Origin of the sequence: Streptomyces sp. NPDC048507 (assembly GCF_043199995.1) — a bacterium.
Classification (GTDB): Bacteria; Actinomycetota; Actinomycetes; order Streptomycetales; family Streptomycetaceae; genus Streptomyces.
In genome coordinates this window covers 66444-81524 of record NZ_JBICWZ010000004.1, presented here as the reverse complement: position 1 = coordinate 81524, position 15081 = coordinate 66444, and the positions used below count along the sequence as shown (strand labels likewise).

Here is a 15081-nt window from a genome sequence, read left to right as displayed (position 1 = left end):
GGCGCAATCAGTCCATTTCCAGGACGCGCGCGTGCAGCACCTGGCGCTGCTGGAGGGCCGCGCGCACCGCGCGGTGCAGCCCGTCCTCCAGGTACAGGTCGCCCCGCCACTTCACGACGTGGGCGAAGAGGTCGCCGTAGAAGGTGGAGTCCTCGGCGAGCAGCGTTTCGAGGTCCAGCTGGCCCTTGGTCGTCACGAGCTGGTCGAGCCGGACCGGGCGCGGGGCGACGTCCGCCCACTGCCGGGTGGTTTCCCTGCCGTGGTCGGGGTACGGCCGCCCGCTTCCGATGCGCTTGAAGATCACACGGAAAGCCTACCGGGCCCGCGCCTCCGGGCGCAGCCTCGCGCCGTCGGTGCAAAAGTGGCACACGGGGCTATTACGGGAGTGATGCATGAGTCCGAGCACCGACCCCGCCGTTCCGGCGGACCCCGCGGACGGCCCGGCCGCGCAGATCGCCGCCGGGTACGCCTTCACCGGACCCGCGCTCGACCTGGGCGCCCTGCTCTGGGACGGGGCCTGCCTGCCGGAGCGGCAGATCCGCATCCCGCTGTCGATGCTCAACCGGCACGGCCTGGTCGCGGGGGCCACCGGCACCGGCAAGACCAAGACCCTCCAGCTGATCGCCGAACAGCTCTCCGCCAACGGCGTGCCCGTCTTCCTCGCCGACATCAAGGGCGACGTCTCGGGGATCTCCGCGCCCGGCACCGACGACGAGAAGGTCCGCGAACGGGCCGCCGACGTCGCCCAGGACTGGCGGCCCGCCGGCTGCCCGGGCGAGTTCTACTCCCTCGGCGGCATCGGCACCGGCATCCCCCTGCGGGCGACCGTGACGTCCTTCGGGCCCGTCCTGATGTCCAAGGTGCTCCAGCTGAACCAGACCCAGGAGCAGTCCCTCGGCCTGATCTTCCACTACGCCGACACCAAGGGCCTGGAGCTCATCGACCTCAAGGACCTGCGGGCGGTGGTCGCCTTCCTCGTCTCCGACCAGGGCAAACCCGAGCTCAAGGGCATCGGCGGCCTCTCCACCGTCACCGCCGGGGTGATCCTGCGGGCGCTGACCGCCTTCGAACAGCAGGGCGCCGACGCGTTCTTCGGCGAGCCCGAGTTCGACACGGACGAGTTCCTGCGCACGGCCGCCGACGGCCGCGGGCTGGTCTCCGTACTGGAACTCCCGGCCGTGCAGGAGCGGCCGCAGCTGTTCTCCACCTTCCTGATGTGGCTGCTCGCCGACCTCTACGCCGGCCTCCCGGAAGTCGGCGACCTGGAACGGCCCAAGCTCGTCTTCTTCTTCGACGAGGCCCACCTGCTGTTCAACGGCGCGTCCAAGGCCTTCCTCGACTCCATCACCCAGACCGTGCGGCTCATCCGCTCCAAGGGCATCGGCGTGTTCTTCGTGACGCAGACCCCCAAGGACGTGCCGGCCGACGTCCTCGCGCAGCTCGGCAACCGGGTGCAGCACGCCCTGCGGGCCTTCACCCCCGACGACGCCAAGGCCCTCAAGGCCACCGTGAAGACCTTCCCCAACTCCCCGTACGACCTGGAGGAGCTGCTGACCCGGCTCGGCACCGGCGAAGCCGTCGTCACGGTCCTCAGCGAGAACGGCGCCCCCACCCCCGTCGCCGCCACCCGGCTGCGCGCGCCGCAGTCGCTGATGGGGCCGCTCGACGCGGCGGCCCTGGACCGGGCGGTGAAGGCCTCCCTGCTGTACTCGCGCTACGCGGAGCCCGTCGACCGCGAATCGGCGTACGAGAAGATCAGCGCCGAACAGGCCGCCGCCGAGGCCGAAGCGGAGGCCGCGGCCGCCGCGGCCGAGGCCGAGAAGCAGGCCAAGGCGGCCGAGAAGGCGGCGCGCTCCGCCCCGAAGCCGGACCCCTCGCTCGCCCAGCAGGTCGTCGGGAGCGGGCTGTTCCGCTCCCTGGCCCGCTCGGTCGGCACCCAGCTGGGCCGGGAGATCTCCCGCTCGCTCTTCGGCACGGCCCGGCGGCGCCGCTGACCGGGCCCGCCTCCGCCGGGGTCCAGGCGGAATCGAGCGCACCGGGTGCCGGACGTACGGCGGCCGCTGACAGACTCGGGGCATGCGGACCGAACTGACCGACACCACGTCCAGCAAGATAGACCGGGCGCTCCTCGCGGCCCGCCGAGCCGTCGGCAGCCCCACGATGGGGCTGGTGCTGACGCTCGTCGTGGTCACCGACGAGGAGAACGCCTACGACTCCGTGCGCGCGGCCTCCGAGGCCTCCCGCGAACACCCCTGCCGCATCATCGCGGTGATCAAGCGCACCGCCCGCGGCCCCCAGCGGCCGCACCGCACCCGCCTCGACGCCGAGCTGCGCGTGGGCACCGACGCCGGTTCCGGGGAGATCGTGCTGCTGCGCCTGCACGGGGAACTCACCACGCAGGCCGCCTCGGTGGTGCTGCCGCTGCTGGTGCCGGACGCGCCGGTGGTGGCGTGGTGGCCGGCCGACGCCCCCGCCGATCCCGCCCGCGACGACCTCGGCCGGCTGGCGCAGCGGCGGATCACCGACTCCCAGGCGGCGCCCGACCCGGTCGGCGCGCTGGCGCTGCGGGCCGCCTCGTACGCCCCCGGCGACACCGACCTGGCCTGGACCCGGCTGACGGTGTGGCGGACCCTGCTGGCGGCCGCCTTCGAGCAGAACGTGTCCGGGGTGACGGGCGCCGCCGTGGAGAGCGAGGACGGCAACGCGAGTGCCGAACTGCTGGCGCGCTGGCTGGAGCGGCGGCTCGGGGTGCCGGTGGAGCGGGTCACCACCGAGGGGCCGGTCATCACCCGGGTCCGGATGGACACCGCCGCGGGCGAGGTCCGGGTCGACCGGCCGGCCGGAGCGCTGGCCGCGCTGGTCCTGCCGGGCTGGCCGGACCGGACGGTCGCCCTGAAGGTGCGCAGCAGCGCCGAGCTGCTCGCGGAGGAGCTGCGCTGGCTCGGCGCCGACGAGGTCTACGCCTCGGCGCTGCGGGCGGCGCGGCCGGCCCAGGCCTCGCTCTCCGCGTAGTGGTTGTCGTACACCGGCTGGCTGTCGATGATGTCCTGCACGGTGGCCTCGCCGGCCCGGACCCGGCCCAGGAGGCGGTAGTAGTCGAAGCGGCCCATGCCGGGCGTGAAGCCGACGAAGACCTCGGCCGTGTGTCCGGCGGCGGGGGCGAAGGCGTGCTTGACGCCGGGGGCGACGCTGAGGAAGTCGCCCTTGCCCAGGGTGTGCACCTCGTCGCCGACGAGGACGTCGAGCCGGCCGTCGGTGACGTGGAAGAACTCGGTCGCCTTGGTGTGGAAGTGGACGGGAGCTCCGGCCGCCCCCACCTCGAAGCTCGCGGTGTTGCAGGTGAGGTGGTCGGTGTCGGTGAGCAGGGTGATCCGGCTGCCCGGCCCGTCGGAGATGGTCTCGGCGGTGGTGGCGCGCGTCAGATTCTCGGTCATGGCCGGATCGTACGGAGTGCTTCCGCCCAAGATCCACCGGGTTCTGCGGCCCGTTTCCGGAAGCGTTTCTTCCCTTACGGGGCCTGCCGGGCGGCCGCCTTCTTCGCCTGCTTGTACTCCCTGACCTTCGCCAGCGACTCCGGCCCCGTGATGTCCGCCGCGGACCGGTAGACGTTCGCCGGTCCGTAGTCCCCCGCCGCCTCCCGCCAGCCCTTCGGCCGGACGCCCAGCCGCTTGCCCAGCAGTGCGAGGAAGATCTTCGCCTTCTGCTCCCCGAACCCCGGCAGCGCCTTCAGCCGCTCCAGCAGTTCGGCGCCGTCGGCCGCGTCCCGCCAGACCCCGGCCGCGTCCCCCTCGTAGTGCTCGACGAGGTACGCGCACAGCTGCTGGATCCGCTTCGCCATGGAGCCCGGGTAGCGGTGCACGGCCGGTTTGCGCGACAGCAGCTCGGCGAAGGCGTCCGGGTCGGCGGCGGCGATGGCGTGGGCGTCCAGGTCGTCGGTGCCCAGCCGCACGGCGATCGTGTGGGGCCCGGCGAACGCCCACTCCATCGGCACCTGCTGGTCGAGCAGCATCCCGACGAGCGCGGCGAGCGGGCTGCGCGCGAGCAGGGCGTCGGCCTCGGGCTGTTGCGCGAGCCGGATGGTGATGTCGTCCATGCCTCCAGCCTCCCCCGCCGGGGCCGCCCGCGCGCGGTCGGCGCGCGGTTGTCGGACCCCCCGCCTAGCGTGGAAGCGACAGGGCAGTGGATGTGCTGGGGACGACGTACGACACAGGAGCCGATCGACCATGTCCGATTTCCCGGAAGGCGCCCCGTGCTGGGTGGACGCGATGTTCACCGACGTGGAGGCGGCCAAGGAGTTCTACGCCGACGTGCTGGGCTGGACCTTCGGCGAGGCCAGCAGCGAGCACGGCAACTACACGCAGGCCTACTCGGGCGGGAAGGCGGTCGCGGCCGTCGTCCCGCCGATGCCGGGGGGCGAGGGCTCCTCCCAGTGGTGCCTGTACTTCGCCTCGCCGGACGCCGCGGCCACCGCCGAGAAGATCAGGTCGGCGGGCGGCGAGCTGCTGATGGAGCCCATGAAGGTCGGCACCTTCGGCACGATGGCCATCGCCAAGGAGCCCAGCGGCGCCGTCTTCGGCGTCTGGCAGCCGGGCGAGCACAAGGGCTTCGAGAAGCTCGGCGAGGCGGGTGCGTACGCCTGGGCGGAGGTCTTCAGCCGGGATCCGCAGAAGGCGGACGACTTCCTGACGGAGGTCTTCCCGTACGAGGCCCAGCAAATGGAGGCCGGTGAGGAGGGCGAGGACGCCGAGGCGGCCGGCATGGAGTTCAAGGTCTTCAGCGTGGGCGGCAAGGGCAACCCGGTGCTCGGCCGGATGAAGATGGGCGACGAGTTCCCGCCGCAGATCCCCTCCTACGTCCAGGTCTACTTCGGCGTCCCGGACTGCGACGAGGCCGTCGAGAAGACCAGGGCCCGTGGCGGAACGGTGCACTTCGGGCCGATGGACACCCCCTTCGGCCGCTTCGCGGCGGTCACGGACCCGCAGGGCGCGGCCTTCGCGGTGATCGACATGTCGACCACGGCCGGTGAGATGCCGACGTTCGTGTGATCCGGCCCGCCGCCCGGCCGTCAACGCCGATGACACCTCTCTGACCTGCGGAAACCGCAGGAACCAGCCGGGCGGGTGGTTCTGGTTCGCGGATGCGAGGGGCTGAACGCGCGTCAGCCCCCGGGCGCATAGCGTCGATCCCGCACGGTTCCTCCCGGGCCGTGCGAGGTGTCTACCCAAGAGGTCGAAGCAGCCATGAGCCTGAGCATCCGCAACCAGATCGCCGGAACCGTCACCGCCGTCACCGTCGGCGAGGCGATGGCGACGGTCAAGGTCCGACTGGAGGGCGGTCAGGACATCACCGCGGCCATCACCGCCGAGGCCGTCAAGGAGCTCGGGCTGGTCGCCGGGTCCTCCGTGAAGGCGCTGGTCAAGGCCACCGAGGTGGCCCTGGCGACCGGTCCCGTCGAGGGGCTCTCCATCCGCAACCAGATCGCCGGGAAGGTCGTCGACGTCGCCACCGGCCCGGCCATGGCCTCCGTCAAGGTCGACGTCAACGGCGGCGGTCTGACCGCCGCGATCACCGCCGACGCCGTTCAGGCCCTCGGCCTGGCCGCCGGTACCACCGTCGTCGCGCTGATCAAGTCGACCGAGGTCTCGCTCCAGGCCGCCTGAGCGGGGGGCCCGGCCGGGTCCTGCGCCGCCGCGCGCAGGGGCTTGACCCAGAAGTAACTGCCCGGGCGGCGGCCCTCCTTGCGCAGGGAGGCGAGGGTGTAGCGGTTGATCCACTCCTTGACCCGGGCCGCCGGGCGGCCGGTGAGGACCAGGCCGCGCGGCGAGTCGTCGGCGCGCAGCTGCTGGACGAGGCCGTCGTGACGGCCCAGGCTGATGCACTGGGCGACGAAGCGGAAACCGAACGGCCGGGGTGCGCGGCCGCGGGCGAGCGCGTCGATGGCGTCGGCGGCGTGCGCCCCGGTGGGCATGGCCGTCGCGCAGGCCATGCGCAGCTCGCCCGCGCCGGGCACGGTCACGCGGGCCGCGTCGCCGACGACGAACACGTCGGGGTGCGAGAGCGAGCGCAGGCCGCCGTCCACCAGGGCGCGGCCGCGCTCGTCCACCCGGAGCCCGGCCTCGGCGGCCAGCGCCGGGACGGCGAACGACGCGGCCCAGACGACCACGTCGCAGGCCAGCTCGCCCCGGTCGGTCGAGAGGCCGCCGCCGTGGACGGCCCGGACCCGGGTGTGCGGGTGGAGCGCGACGCCGAGGCGGGTGAGGGCGGCGCCCACGTACGCCCGGCCGCGCGCGGAGAGCCCGCCGCCCGGCTCGCCGGAGGTGACCAGCCGGACCTGCCAGCCGGTGGCCGACTCGGCCAGTTCGGCGGCCAGTTCGATGCCGGTCGTCCCGCCGCCGACGACGGTGACGGTGCCCGGCCCGGCGGACAGCCGGGCGGCGAGCTCGCCGGCCCGCTCCAGGGGGTAGGCGTGCTCGGCGGCGCCGGGGACGCGGGTGGTGTCGGTGGTGCTGCCGAGGGCGTAGACGAGCCGGTCGTAGCCCAGGGTGGTGCCGTCGTCGAGGCGGACGGTACGGGCCCCGGGGTCGATCGCCGTGGCGCGGGCCCTGACCGGGGTGACGTCCCGCCCGGCGACGAGTTCGCGCAGCGGGACGGGGGCGGCGGTGCGCCCGGCGGCGCTCTCGTGCAGCCGGATCCGCTCGGTGAAGGCGTCCTTGGGGTCGACCAGGGTCACCCGGTGGCTCCGGCTGACGCGCAGGGCGGCGGTGAGTCCCGCGTAGCCGGCGCCCAGCACCACGACGTGCTGCCGGCGCCCCGGGCGCGCGCCCGTGGCCGCGCCCGTGTCCGTGTCGACGTACGCGTTCGTGTCGGTGTTCATGTCCGCGCTCCCGGTCCGCTCGTACGGGCCTCCGTGCGGGGCCCTCGTACAGGAGACAGACGGCGGGACGCGGATGTGACAGCTCCGGCCTTCGGGTTTCTCCTCAGGCCGGGACGAGGGCCGGGACCGACAGGGTGCCGAACCAGACGTGCGTGACGGCGCTGACGTAGCGGGCGCCGCAGCGGTCCGAGGGGACCACCAGCTGGCTGCCCGCCCCGTCGAGGGCCTCGCCGTCGAGGCGGGTGGCCAGCAGGACCGGGCTGCCGCAGAAGTCGTCGTCCAGCTCCGCCCACGACAGGACGGTGTGGTGGCCGTCGCCCCCGCTGACGGCAAGCAGGTAGCGGCTGCGGTCCTTGCGGCGGCGGGCGTCGAAGACGGGCCCGGCGCCGCCGATGACGTCCCGCAGCAGCGCGCCCTCGAAGACGTGGTGCTGCGGGCCGTTCGTCGCGCAGTCGAAGGTGACCTCCGCCCGGTGCTGCGGCCAGTTCCGCAGGTCGGGGACGCTCAGGGTCGCCGGGTGGTCGAGCTCGCCGTGCAGCAGGAAGGAGGCCATGGACGGAGCATTCCCGACTCGGGTCCCGCCGGAACCTCAGCTGCGAGGTTCAGGGGTAAGTATGAGCCGCAGCTGTGTCTCTATTTGTGGGTTTCACCTTGCATCTTCTGGGCGATCTTCTGCCAGACCACGTCACGCGTCACCGGCATCTCGGTGAAGCGGATGCCCGTCGCGTCCCGCAGGGCGTTGGCGAAGGCCGGGCCCACCGGGTTGAAGGGGCTCTCGGACATGGACTTGGCGCCGAGCGGTCCGATCGCGTCCGAGGTCTCCATGAAGTGCACCTCCGTGCGCGGCACGTCCGCGTACTGCGGCAGGCGGTAGCGGCGGAAGGCGGCCGTGGTGACCTCCCCGCGCTCGTCCACCCGTACCGTCTCGAAGAGGGTCGCCCCGAGGGCCTGGGCCACGCCGCCCTCGACCTGGCCCCGGCACTGCATCGGGTTCATGACCTTGCCGGCGTCCGCCGCGTGGACGCTGCGCAGGATCTTCATCTCGCCGGTGTGCGGGTCCACCGCCAGCCGGAACCACTGGGCGTTGAAGGCGACCGACCGGGGGGAGCCGGTCCAGTGGCCCTCCGCGGAGACCTCGTGCAGCTTGTTCTTGTCGTACGCGGCCTCGTACAGCTCCTTGAGGGTGACGGTGCGGCCCGCGCAGTCGAAGGCCTCGGCCTCCAGCTTGCACAGGTGCCGCGCCACGCCGGTGTGGCGGGCGGCGAACGTCTTGAGGCGTCCCGCGAGCGCGTCGGCCGCGAGCATCACCGCCTTGCCCGCCACCACCGTGCCGGCCGAGCCGAAGGCGCCGGTGTCGTGGCGGACGACGTCCGTGTCGGACTGGCGGACGGTGATCCGGTCGACGGTCGTGTTCAGCGCGCCCGCGGTGATCTGCTTGTGGACGGTGGTGGTGCCGTTGCCGAACTCGGCCGTGCCGACCGCGATGTCGTACGTGCCGTCGCGCAGCAGGCTGACCGTGGCGTCGGCGAAGTGGCCGCCCGGCGGCCCGGTCGCGATCATCGCGACCGCCGAGCCCGTGCCGGTGAGCCAGCCCTCGGGCACGTCCTCGTGGCTGCGGTCCTCGGCGATGGCCTTGCGCACCACGTCCATGCACTGCTTCATCCCGTACGAGGCGATGAACAGGTCCTCCTCGTGGCCGATCGGGGTCACCATGTGGTCCCCGGCGCCGATGACGTTCTTCTCGCGCAGGACGAGCGGGTCCATGCCGAGCCGGATGGCGAGCTCGTCCATCACCGATTCGACGGCGAACAGGACCTGGCCCAGGCCGTAGCCGCGGAAGGCGCCCGCCGGCACGCCGTTGGTGTAGACGGAGTACGCCTCCACCTCCTTGTTCGGCGCCTTGTAGACGGCGAAGGACTCGCCCACGCTGTGGAACATGACGGCCGGGCCGTGGTTGCCGTAGGCGCCGGTGTTGGAGACCACGCGGATGCGCAGGGCGGTCAGGGTCCCGTCGGCCTTGGCGCCGATCTTGACGGTGATCTTGAAGGGGTGGCGGGTGGTGGCACCGTAGAACTGCTCGGCGCGGGTGAATTCGAGTTTCACCGGCCGGCGCAGCTTCAGGGCGGCGAGGACGACGATGTCCTCGGTCAGCATCTCCTGCTTGCCACCGAACCCGCCGCCCACGCGGCCCGCGACGACGCGGACCTCGTCCTCATTGAGGTCGTACAGGGCGCACAGCGCCCGCCGGGTCAGGAACGGAGCCTGGGTGGAGGAGCGGACGGTGATCCGCTCCCCGTCGCCCTCCTCCTTGGGTTCGAAGTACGCGACGCAGCCGTGGGTCTCCAGGCTGGCGTGCTGCACGCGCTGGGTCTGGAAGGTCTCCTCGTAGACGACGTCCGCCTCGGCGTAGCCCTTCTCCATGTCGCCGAGGGTGTTGTGGACCTCGCCGCACACGTTGTTCTCGGCGCGGAAGATCCCCGACTCGGGGCCCTTGGGGTGCAGGACGGGGGCACCCGGGAGCATGGCCTCCTCCGGGTCGATGACGTACGGGAGCTCCTCGTACGTGACGACCACGCGGCGGCAGCCCTCCTCGGCCGCCTGCTCGCTGTCGGCGACGACGGCGGCCACCCGCTGGCCGACGAAGCGGACCACGTCGTCCAGGACGCGGGTGTCCATCGGGTCCTCGGTGGGGTGCTCGTGGCGAGCGGAGGAGTACAGGTGGTCCGGGGCGTCGTGGTGGGTCAGGACGGCGTGCACGCCGGGGACCTGGAGGGCGTCGCGGATGTCGATGTCGACGATGCGGGCGTGCGGGTGCGGGGAGCGCAGCAGCTTCATGTGGAGCAGCCCGGGCACCTCGACGTCGAAGGTGTAGCGGGCGGTGCCGGTGACGACGAGGGGTCCGGCCGGGGCGCCGAGGGACTTGCCGACGGCCTGACCGGCCTCGGGGCGTTCGGTGTGCTTGACCCCGCGCACCGCGTCCTCGATGGCCCGGTAGCCCGTGCAGCGGCAGATGTTGCCCTTGAAGGCGCGCGGGAGGTCCTGGAGCTTGCCGTCGTCGTGGGCGGTGCCCTCCTCGGCCTGGAGGGCGGAGGTGGTCATCAGGAAGCCGGCGGTGCAGAAGCCGCACTGGAAGCCCTGGGCGTCCAGGAACTGCTGCTGCGCGGGGTGGAGTTCGCCGCCGGGCTTGGCGAGGCCCTCGACGGTGGTGACGGCGCGGCCCTCGGCGCGTACGGCCGGGTAGAGGCAGCTGTGCACCGGCTGCCCGTCGACGTGCACCGTGCAGGCCCCGCAGTCGCCCTGGTCGCAGCCCTTCTTCACGCCGAACCAGCCGCGCTCGCGCAGGTAGGTGCGCAGGCACTGGCCGGCGCGCGGCTCTTCCTCGAACCGCTGCTTGTTGATCTCGATCTCGTAGCTCATCGCGGTGCCTCCGAGGGGCAGAGTTCGCGGCGGATCTCCTCGGCCAGGCGCAGGGCCATGTGCCGCCGCCAGTCGGGCAGGCCGTGGATGTCGTCGAACCACTCGTCGGGCCGGACGGTGGAGTCGATCGACTCGCGCAGTTCGTTCGCGGTGGGCGGCAGCGTGAACCAGAAGCGGAACGGGCGGGTCGTCGCGGCGGAGACGGTGACGGCGAGGGAGCCGTCCTGGGGGTCACGGGTGCCGATGATCAGGACGCCGGAGCGGCCGAGTCCGTAGAGGGAGGCCTGCCGGAAGGCCGTGCGGCAGGTCAGGGAGCGGGCCGGGACGCGCACCGAGCGCAGCAGGTCGCCGTCGCGCAGGTCCTTCACCCCGGCGCCGCGGATGAAGTCGGTGACGGGCATGCGCCGGGTGGCGCCGTCCTGGCCCTGGAGCAGGACGGTGGCGTCGAGGCCGGCGCTGAGGGAGATGATCGGGCCGGCCGGGAGGCCGTTGCAGAGGTTCCCGCCGACGGTGGCCATGTTCCAGATCTTGAAACTGGCGAGGAAGGCCCGGCAGCACTGCTCGATCAGCGGTGCGGCGGTCGCGGTCAGGGACCGGCCGAAGCGGGACAGCTCGGTGATGGTGCAGGTGGCGGCGATGTCGAGGGAGCCGTCCGGTTGCCAGGACAGCGGCGGCCAGCCCATCCGGGAGAGGTCGACGAGGCGGCGGATGTGCGGCTGGGGCTCGGAGAAGAGGTACGTGCCCCCGCCGAGCCAGACGTCGCCGGGACGCCAGGGCTCGCGGCGGCGCGCGTCGCGCACGTCGAGCACCGTGTTGAGGTCCATTTCGCGCCACCAGCCTTCCTGCAATCCGGGCGTTCTCCTCAGTGAAGCAACGGGGCCGGGGACGAAACGACTGGTCCCGGACACGGAAACCATCCGGGTTCGGGCGGTTCGCCCTGGATAATCAACCAAGAGCCGTAGGCAGGACATCACCTTGCATTTACGATGAGGTTTCTCGTATTCACCTGGCGAATGTGGGTCACCCCCACCGCAAGGAGTCCCTGCCATGCACGTCCTCGACCTGCTCCAGTCCGACAATCTCGGCCTCACACTGCTCTGGGGTGAGGAAGCTCTTCTCGGCCAGGAGGTCAGCGGGGTCACCGCCACCGACCTGGAGGACCCGGGCCGTTTCCTGGGCCCCGGGGAGCTGGTGCTGAGCGGGCTCGTGTGGTGGTCGGAGGGGGACCTGAAGAAGGTGGACCGCTTCGTCTCCGCGCTCGCCGACGCCGGAGCCACCGCCCTCCTGGCCGGCGAGGAGACCCACGGAGGCGTCCCCGACGAGCTGGTCAGCGCCTGCCGGGCCTACCGGCTGCCGCTCGTGGCCGTCCCGGCCCAGACCAGCTTCCGGGCGGTCACCGAGGCCGTCTACCTGCGCCAGTGGGGCGACCTCAGCCGCCGTCCGACCCGGATCTTCGCCCTTCCCGAGAACGTGCGCGGCGAGCTGAGCCGCCTGCTGGAGGGCGGGGCCGGACCCGCCGAGCTCCTCGACCGGGCCTGCGCCCACCTGGGCAAGGTGCCCTGCTACGTGCTGACCGCGAGTGGGCGCACCATCGCCCGCACCCCCTCCGCGCCGCCGCTCCCCGCCCAGCGGGCGGTCCCCGCGCGCGACGGGCTGTCGCTGCGCATCGAGTCCGACAGCTCCCCGTACGACGCCTGGCAGCTGTACCTGCCGGACGCGGACGCCGCGCCCCCGCGGGTGCTCCACGAGATCGCCGAGGTCCTCGCCCAGTACCGCGACGGGCACGCCCGCCGGGCCGCCGCCGGCCGCGCCACCGGGCAGGAACTGATCGCCCTGCTGTACGGGGACGCCGACCCGGTGGCCCTGGAGGAGGCGCTGGGCGCCGCCGGCCTGCCGGCCGGCGGCCCCTACCGGGTGCTCGCCGCCACCTCCGGGGAGGCCCTGGCCGAGGCGCTGGCCCACCTGGAGGGGGTCCCGTGGGCCGCCGGGGAGTTCGCCGCCGTGCTGTACGAGGACCCGCTCGCGGGGGTCGACGTGGCCGCCGAGCTGCGCGGGGTGTGGCCGCTGCTCCAGGCGTGCGGGGGCCCGGAGGCGGACCTCCGCCTCGGCGCGGGCGCGCGGGCGCCGGGGCCGGAGGCGCTGCGGGCCTCCCTGAACCAGGCCCTGTTCACGCTGACGGCGGCGGGCGGGGAGACCCCCGTGCGGGGCGTCGAGCAGCTGGACACCCTCGCGGAACTGCTGTCCGGGGTGCCGCCGGAGGTGCGCAGCGTCTTCGGCGCGCGGACGCTGGGCGCGCTGGGCGACGGAATGCTGCGGGAGACCCTGGAGGTCTTCCTCGCCAACAACTGCTCGTGGGCCCGTACGGCGGAGGCCCTCCACCTGCACGTGAACACCGTGCACTACCGCATCGAGCGGGTGGAGTCCCTGACCGGCCGGGACCTGTCCCGGCTGGACCACAAGCTGGACCTGTACGCGGCCCTGCGCTGCGGCTGATCCCCCGGCCGCCGCCCCGCCGCCCTCGCCGCCGCCGTCCCGGCCCGAGCGCCGTCGCCCGTGCCCCTTCGTGGGCGCGGGCGGCGGCGCTCTCAGCCGTCCTGGGGGACGTCCACGTAGACCTCGGTGGACTTCACCCGGGCGGTGACGCTGACTCCGACCGCGATGCCCAGCTGTTCGACCGATTCGCGAGTCACGACGGAGACGATGCGGTGCGGGCCCGACTGGATCTCCACCTGGGCCGCGACGTCGTCGACCCGTACCGCGGTGACGATGCCCGCGAAGGAATTGCGGACGGAGGTGGCGGCGGCTCCCTCGGGCACCGGGTGCAGCCCCTCGGCCCGTTCCTTCGCGAAGGCGGCCAGCGCCGGGCCGTCCACCACACGGGCCCCGTCCGGGGTACGGACCGCGCGCAGCCGTCCCGCGTCGGCCCAGCGGCGCACGGTTTCCGGGCTCACGCACAGCAGACCAGCGGCCTGCCCGATCGAGTACGACGGCACGCGCGCAGCTTAGCCGCGCCGCGTTCCACGGGGTTCCACACGAGGGCTTGCGAACACCGTACGCATCCGCGTACGTTGTTCACATCACCGAGCGAACGGTGTACGCAACAGTCGGGAAGAGGGGAAGGGATCACCATGGACGCGCTGGACGGGATCACCGGGAGCGGGGCGGCGCGCGACCCGCGCCGCTGGCTCATCCTGATCGTGCTCTGCCTCAGCACGCTCGTACTGGTCGTCGACAACATGGTGCTGACGGTCTCGATCCCGCCGATCGCCGAAGACCTCGGCGCCGGCGCCGAGGACATCCAGTGGATCATCGAGTCCTACATCCTGGTCTTCGCCGGACTCCTCCTCACCGCGGGCAGCCTCTCCGACCGCTTCGGCCGCCGCCGGGTGATGATCATCGGCCTCGCGCTCTTCGGGATCGCCTCCCTGCTCGCCGCCTACGCCGACTCCCCGGCCCAGCTCATCGCCGGACGCGTGGTCATGGGCATCGGCGGGGCCCTCGTGATGCCGAGCACCCTCTCGATCCTGATCACCGTCTTCGACGAGGAGGAGCGCCGCAAGGCCATCTCCGCCTGGGGCGCGGTCGCCATCGTCGGCATGGTCGGCGGCCCGGCCCTGGGCGGCGTGCTCATCGCCCACTTCTGGTGGGGCGCCGTGTTCCTGATGAACGTCCCGATCGCCCTGCTCGCCATCGCCGCCGCGCTGGCCTTGATGCCCGAGTCCAAGGGCCCCTGGCGCAAGCCCGACTTCCCGGGCATGGTCCTGTCCGTCACCGGCATGACCGCCCTGATCTGGGCCATCATCGCCCTCCCCGAGGACGGCCTGACCGTCTACGCGGGCGTCGCGGTCCTCGCCCTGACCGCCTTCGTCCTGCACGAGCTGCGCACCGGGTCCCCGATGGTGCCGCTCGCCCTCTTCCGCAACCGGATGTTCAGCGGCTCCAGCTTCTCCCTGGTCCTGCTCACCTTCGCCAACGGCGGGCTGATGCTGGTCCTGACCCAGTACCTCCAGTTCGTCGCCGGGTACACCCCGACCCAGACCGGCCTCGCCTTCACCCCGCTCGCCGTCGCCACCCTGCTCTTCAACGGCCTCGGCGCCACCCTGGGCAACCGGATCGGCAACCGGATCATGACCGCCGTCGGCCTCGCCGTCATCGCCGCGGGCTTCGGTCTGCTGGCCACCCTGGAGGCCGGTGACAGCTTCTGGCCGCTGTGCGCCGCCATGACGGTGATGGGCCTCGGCGGCGGCCTGGCGATGCCCGCCGCCACCGCGGCCCTGATGGGAGCCGTCCCCGAGGAGTACGCCGGCGTCGGCTCCGCCCTCAACGACACCGTCCAGCAGGCCGGCGCCGCCCTCGGCGTGGCCGTCCTCGGGGCCCTGCTCAGCGGGGTCTACGGCGGCGAGATGCCCGCCTGGGCCCCGGACGCGGCCCGGCACTCGGTGGCCGCCGCCCTGACCGACCCGGCGCTGGCCGACGCGGCCCGCTCCGCCTTCACCTCGGCCATGTCGGCCACCTTCGGCGCGGCGGCCCTGGGCGTGCTGGCCGCCGCCGCACTGGCCCTGGTCCTGATGCGGGACCGCAAGGGGGCGGCGGGCAGCGCGCGGGCCGCGGCGGAGCAGCAGCCGCAGCCGGCGGGAGCGGGCCCGCACCGAGGCCCGTGAGCGGCCCGTGGACGGCCGGTGGGAAACGGTGGGAGCGGCGCAAGCGGCGGGGGGCCTCGCCGCTTGCGCCGTTCCGGCGGTGCCTTGGGCCGTCCGGGGGGCTCTCGATCGGGTCGTTCGAAGATCCCG

At 73.0% G+C, this 15081-nt stretch carries 14 protein-coding genes; 6 read left to right on the top strand and 8 right to left on the bottom strand.

Going from position 1 to position 15081, the window contains the following annotated elements; translation table 11 throughout:
• Positions 1-7: 7 nt before the first annotated feature.
• On the bottom strand, positions 8-304 hold the full coding sequence (locus tag ACGFXC_RS13315) for a type II toxin-antitoxin system VapB family antitoxin (RefSeq protein WP_030010424.1): 297 nt from the start codon (positions 302-304) through the stop codon (positions 8-10).
• 88 nt (positions 305-392) lie between these two features.
• On the opposite strand from ACGFXC_RS13315, the gene ACGFXC_RS13310 reads away from it, so the two are divergent.
• Positions 393-1994 (top strand): helicase HerA-like domain-containing protein, encoded by a 1602-nt coding sequence (locus ACGFXC_RS13310; RefSeq protein ID WP_393712331.1) that lies wholly within the window; start codon positions 393-395, stop codon positions 1992-1994.
• An 82-nt stretch (positions 1995-2076) separates the two neighbouring features.
• Entirely contained in the window at positions 2077-3012 is a 936-nt protein-coding gene (opcA, locus tag ACGFXC_RS13305) for a glucose-6-phosphate dehydrogenase assembly protein OpcA (protein ID WP_393712330.1), read from the top strand.
• Here the strand turns inward: opcA and ACGFXC_RS13300 are convergent.
• Together ACGFXC_RS13300 and ACGFXC_RS13295 are read right to left on the bottom strand one after the other, a co-directional pair.
• Positions 2958-3434, bottom strand: a complete 477-nt coding sequence (locus ACGFXC_RS13300; protein ID WP_393712328.1) for a cupin domain-containing protein — start codon at positions 3432-3434, stop codon at positions 2958-2960. The genes opcA and ACGFXC_RS13300 overlap by 55 nt on opposite strands.
• A 74-nt stretch (positions 3435-3508) precedes the next feature.
• The gene (locus tag ACGFXC_RS13295) at positions 3509-4093 is read right to left on the bottom strand and encodes an HhH-GPD-type base excision DNA repair protein (protein WP_393712326.1); all 585 of its coding nucleotides are present in this window, start codon (positions 4091-4093) and stop codon (positions 3509-3511) included.
• A gap of 130 nt (positions 4094-4223) precedes the next feature.
• Between ACGFXC_RS13295 and ACGFXC_RS13290 the strand changes: the two genes are divergently transcribed.
• Positions 4224-5045, top strand: coding sequence for a VOC family protein (locus tag ACGFXC_RS13290; RefSeq protein WP_393712324.1), 822 nt, complete (start codon positions 4224-4226; stop codon positions 5043-5045).
• Positions 5046-5240: 195 nt separating this feature from the next.
• Positions 5241-5660 (top strand): molybdopterin-binding protein, encoded by a 420-nt coding sequence (locus ACGFXC_RS13285; protein ID WP_393712323.1) that lies wholly within the window; start codon positions 5241-5243, stop codon positions 5658-5660.
• On the opposite strand, the gene ACGFXC_RS13280 is transcribed toward ACGFXC_RS13285, so the two are convergent.
• The 4 genes from ACGFXC_RS13280 to ACGFXC_RS13265 all read right to left on the bottom strand — a co-directional run bounded on the left by ACGFXC_RS13280 (position 5582) and on the right by ACGFXC_RS13265 (position 11115).
• Positions 5582-6874: an NAD(P)/FAD-dependent oxidoreductase gene (locus tag ACGFXC_RS13280; protein ID WP_393712321.1), complete on the bottom strand. Its 1293-nt coding sequence runs from the start codon at positions 6872-6874 to the stop codon at positions 5582-5584. The genes ACGFXC_RS13285 and ACGFXC_RS13280 overlap by 79 nt on opposite strands.
• Before the next feature lie 103 nt (positions 6875-6977).
• Positions 6978-7427: a molybdopterin-dependent oxidoreductase gene (locus tag ACGFXC_RS13275; RefSeq protein WP_393712319.1), complete on the bottom strand. Its 450-nt coding sequence runs from the start codon at positions 7425-7427 to the stop codon at positions 6978-6980.
• 80 nt (positions 7428-7507) lie between these two features.
• Positions 7508-10291 carry a molybdopterin-dependent oxidoreductase gene (locus tag ACGFXC_RS13270; RefSeq protein WP_393712317.1) on the bottom strand — a complete coding sequence of 928 codons (2784 nt, stop codon included), beginning with the start codon at positions 10289-10291 and terminating at the stop codon, positions 7508-7510.
• On the bottom strand, positions 10288-11115 hold the full coding sequence (locus tag ACGFXC_RS13265; protein WP_393712315.1) for an FAD binding domain-containing protein: 828 nt from the start codon (positions 11113-11115) through the stop codon (positions 10288-10290). The genes ACGFXC_RS13270 and ACGFXC_RS13265 overlap by 4 nt, the downstream gene beginning before the upstream one ends.
• A gap of 223 nt (positions 11116-11338) precedes the next feature.
• On the opposite strand from ACGFXC_RS13265, the gene ACGFXC_RS13260 reads away from it, so the two are divergent.
• Positions 11339-12784: a PucR family transcriptional regulator gene (locus ACGFXC_RS13260; protein ID WP_393712314.1), complete on the top strand. Its 1446-nt coding sequence runs from the start codon at positions 11339-11341 to the stop codon at positions 12782-12784.
• Positions 12785-12876: 92 nt separating this feature from the next.
• On the opposite strand, the gene ACGFXC_RS13255 is transcribed toward ACGFXC_RS13260, so the two are convergent.
• Positions 12877-13284, bottom strand: a complete 408-nt coding sequence (locus ACGFXC_RS13255) for a molybdopterin-binding protein (protein ID WP_393712312.1) — start codon at positions 13282-13284, stop codon at positions 12877-12879.
• 135 nt (positions 13285-13419) lie between these two features.
• On the opposite strand from ACGFXC_RS13255, the gene ACGFXC_RS13250 reads away from it, so the two are divergent.
• A complete protein-coding gene (locus ACGFXC_RS13250) occupies positions 13420-14952 on the top strand; it encodes an MFS transporter (protein ID WP_393712310.1) in 1533 nt (510 codons plus the stop codon).
• Positions 14953-15081 lie beyond the last annotated feature (129 nt).

Excerpts from the sequence above, each read along its gene's own strand:
- ACGFXC_RS13310 (WP_393712331.1), top strand. The coding sequence starts at position 393 with ATGAGTCCGAGCACCGACCCCGCCGTTCCGGCGGACCCCGCGGACGGC.
- ACGFXC_RS13285 (WP_393712323.1), top strand. The coding sequence starts at position 5,241 with ATGAGCCTGAGCATCCGCAACCAGATCGCCGGAACCGTCACCGCCGTC.
- opcA (WP_393712330.1), top strand. The coding sequence starts at position 2,077 with ATGCGGACCGAACTGACCGACACCACGTCCAGCAAGATAGACCGGGCG.
- ACGFXC_RS13260 (WP_393712314.1), top strand. The coding sequence starts at position 11,339 with ATGCACGTCCTCGACCTGCTCCAGTCCGACAATCTCGGCCTCACACTG.
- ACGFXC_RS13290 (WP_393712324.1), top strand. The coding sequence starts at position 4,224 with ATGTCCGATTTCCCGGAAGGCGCCCCGTGCTGGGTGGACGCGATGTTC.
- ACGFXC_RS13275 (WP_393712319.1), bottom strand. The coding sequence starts at position 7,427 with ATGGCCTCCTTCCTGCTGCACGGCGAGCTCGACCACCCGGCGACCCTG.
- ACGFXC_RS13300 (WP_393712328.1), bottom strand. The coding sequence starts at position 3,434 with ATGACCGAGAATCTGACGCGCGCCACCACCGCCGAGACCATCTCCGAC.
- ACGFXC_RS13270 (WP_393712317.1), bottom strand. The coding sequence starts at position 10,291 with ATGAGCTACGAGATCGAGATCAACAAGCAGCGGTTCGAGGAAGAGCCG.
- ACGFXC_RS13280 (WP_393712321.1), bottom strand. The coding sequence starts at position 6,874 with ATGAACACCGACACGAACGCGTACGTCGACACGGACACGGGCGCGGCC.
- ACGFXC_RS13295 (WP_393712326.1), bottom strand. The coding sequence starts at position 4,093 with ATGGACGACATCACCATCCGGCTCGCGCAACAGCCCGAGGCCGACGCC.
- ACGFXC_RS13250 (WP_393712310.1), top strand. The coding sequence starts at position 13,420 with ATGGACGCGCTGGACGGGATCACCGGGAGCGGGGCGGCGCGCGACCCG.
- ACGFXC_RS13265 (WP_393712315.1), bottom strand. The coding sequence starts at position 11,115 with ATGGACCTCAACACGGTGCTCGACGTGCGCGACGCGCGCCGCCGCGAG.